The organism is Paraburkholderia sp. J12 (assembly GCF_905220215.1).
In the GTDB taxonomy this organism is placed as follows: Bacteria; Pseudomonadota; Gammaproteobacteria; order Burkholderiales; family Burkholderiaceae; genus Paraburkholderia.
Genome location: NZ_CAJMZC010000047.1, coordinates 1 through 784 on the forward strand (window position 1 = coordinate 1; position 784 = coordinate 784).

The 784-nt window shown below is 60.5% G+C and carries 1 protein-coding gene; it reads left to right on the forward strand.

What is annotated here, in order from left to right:
* A partial coding sequence (locus U5760_RS31535; RefSeq protein WP_322016218.1) for a DUF2827 family protein occupies nt 1-784 on the forward strand: 784 nt, incomplete at both ends.

Here is a 784-nt window from a genome sequence, read left to right on the forward strand (position 1 = left end):
TGCTCGTGAATACGACGGCCGTGCCGGTCACGCAGACCTTGCCGTGGGACCAGCAGGCGCTTCCGACCCTGCCGTTCGAGGTGGCCAAGGATCGGGTCGACGTGTTGATCGAACTGGGCGGCCAGATCGATGCGGCGGCTACCGACTATCTCAAGCGGCGCGGCGCGCGGCTGGTGTCGTATTGCTGCGGCTCCGAGTACATTCTGGCTACCGAAGCCGTGTTGTTTCGCAAACAGATGTGGGGCAGCAATCTGTTCGTCAACCAGCGCTACGACGATATCTGGATGATTCCGCAGATCGAGGTGAACCGGGCCTACCTGGAGGTGTTACGCCGGCAACGCGCACGCGTCGTGCCGTTCGTATGGAGTCCGATGTTCATGGAGTCGCGGCTCAAGGAGTTCCCCGAGATTCCGCAAGGGGGAGAATACCGGCCGAGCCCCGGAGCGCGGCGGCTTTCGGTCCTCGAGCCGAACATCAACATCGTGAAGTTCTGCCTCTATCCGGTGCTCATTGCCGAACTGGCTTACCGGCAGCGTCCGGAGGATATCGAACTGCTGCAGGTGTGCAACGCCACTGCGCTGGCGCACGAGAGCCCGGAGTTTGTGTCGTTGATGAATCAGCTGGATATCGTACGGCAGCATAAGGCGGTGTTCACCGGTCGTCATGAGACGCCGCTGTTTCTCGCGCAGAACACGGATATCGTGATTTCGCACCAGCTTGAGAACCCGTTGAATTACCTGTATCTCGAGGTGTGCTGGCAGGGTTATCCGCTCGTGCACAACGC